The following is a 1806-nucleotide window of genomic DNA, read 5'->3' as shown; positions in this document are numbered from 1 at the left end:
GCCAAAAATGCGAGTGAAGCTAAATCTCAAATTAATAACATCAAAACCGCTGCCGATAAAGCCCAAAATAGTGTTGATGAACTTAAATATGATGTTGCGCAAAAAACAGACACCCTTTCGACCAACATCAGTGACCTTGACGATAAATATCAACAAAAAACAGATGCAATATCCAAACAAATTAATAATCTTGAACCTTATGGTTTTACTTTAAATGAACGTGTCATCTATGCAAAAAATGGGCAATCCTTATCTGATTTAATTAAACTAGCACAGTCAGATAAAATCACACCGAAGCTTGATAAAGACCACCCCGTTACCATTAAATTGATGCCAAATGCAGTTTATGATATTTCAAAAGACGAGAAATTAAACTTCCCTAGCGGCCTTGTCATCGATGGGAGCAATAGCGCTAAAATCATTGCCAACCCTGTTCCTTTTAGCCGCGATAATAGGATGATAAACAACATTTGCTTTGAAAATTTAATTATTGAAGTTGTTTTTCATGGTGATACTGAAGCAAAAAATATTTTCAATTTGAATGGAGGGGGAGGGAATAATTACAATATCACCTTCAGCAATGTAAAAGTATATAACAACAGCTCTAATCAAGTGTATTTATTATACCGCTATTATAATGTGGGAACGATAAGCCTTACCCTTAATAGAGTTTATATTGATAATGCCTACCTACAACCTGATGTTACGATCGCATACTTTGAAGAAAACTCAAATGCTACACCTGATAGTCATATTACAATTTCTCACTCAGATATAGGTTTTATTTATTTAACAACAAACAGTAATAACCTCCAAACTGGCTTAACATTCACAAATAGTATCGGAGATTATTGCTACTATACAAACCAATCAGCTGATCCTAGTCACTGTTTGAGTGCTTCCGAGTTAAATAACTATAAGCCTCTTATCGTAATGGGTGTTTACTCCCAACAGGCTAAAGGTTGGCTGCAAAACCGTCAGCAATCTTAATATAATCACTCTTACTTAGTAACTGTTCTATTTCCATTTATCTCTTGCTGGCTAATGACTGATAACTCCATCTCTTGCTGAAAGCAGTTTATTTGATCCTTACTAATGAGATTGCTGACACTCTTGACAGGCTCAAATTGCGAATTGTTTATTGTGCTAACTGTGGCAATCCGTTCAAGATCAGTATCTCCTATATATTTTGAAGGAATGTAATGAAGTAGTGAAATATTCTTTTCTGAAACCGTCCCACTTTCTACTTTTTCAAGCTTTACAATAGCTGAGTTATAAGCAAATTTTTCACTATCATAAGCCTCTTTAAGTGTTTGATGCATTTCAGCATGCTTACCTAAACGAAGCCTATCCATAACTGATGATACGGTTTTTTTATCGTTATAAGACCTTTGCACATCTCCTAATACTACGTAACAAAAGTTACCAGTTTGCTCATTTTTGTTATACATTTCTACTTTATTAAAGTCTCTTGATTTTACATCATTTAAATCTGTCATTTATACACCATAGTTTATTACACATAGACTGTTAGCCTAGTCGCCCCTGAAAAAGTAGCTTTTCACATTGTTTTTGTGTGTTTATTGTTCACTGAACTTTATTTCAAAACTCAAAGATATGCCCTAATTGAGTTGAGCCAGCTTCTTCTGGATAAAAATAAATCAAACAGTGACATGCAGGACACAAATACCCAACCCATCTACCAGAGTGACTCATTTAATCTGTGTCAGGTATGTCTAAACAGGTGTCAATAACCTCATCACATGCTTAAGATTCATTCCCATTCCCGCTGAGATTGCATTAATC

2 protein-coding genes are annotated in these 1806 nt (G+C 34.7%); one reads left to right on the top strand and one right to left on the bottom strand.

The window, feature by feature from the left end; genetic code table 11:
* The coding region (locus tag A37Q_RS15040) for a hypothetical protein (protein WP_035405054.1) at positions 1–990 on the top strand (990 nt) is incomplete at its 5' end.
* An 11-nt stretch (positions 991–1001) separates the two neighbouring features.
* Here A37Q_RS15040 and A37Q_RS0108315 read toward each other — a convergent pair.
* Positions 1002–1499 carry a hypothetical protein gene (locus tag A37Q_RS0108315; protein WP_018299816.1) on the bottom strand — a complete coding sequence of 166 codons (498 nt, stop codon included), beginning with the start codon at positions 1497–1499 and terminating at the stop codon, positions 1002–1004.
* Between the last annotated feature and the right edge of the window lie 307 nt (positions 1500–1806).

The organism is Fangia hongkongensis FSC776 = DSM 21703 (assembly GCF_000379445.1).
GTDB lineage: Bacteria > Pseudomonadota > Gammaproteobacteria > Francisellales > Francisellaceae > Fangia > Fangia hongkongensis.
This window is presented reverse-complemented; position numbering and strand designations above follow the sequence as displayed.

What these genes read in the sequence shown, in the direction of transcription:
- A37Q_RS0108315 (WP_018299816.1), bottom strand. Translation starts at nt 1,499, where the DNA reads ATGACAGATTTAAATGATGTAAAATCAAGAGACTTTAATAAAGTAGAA.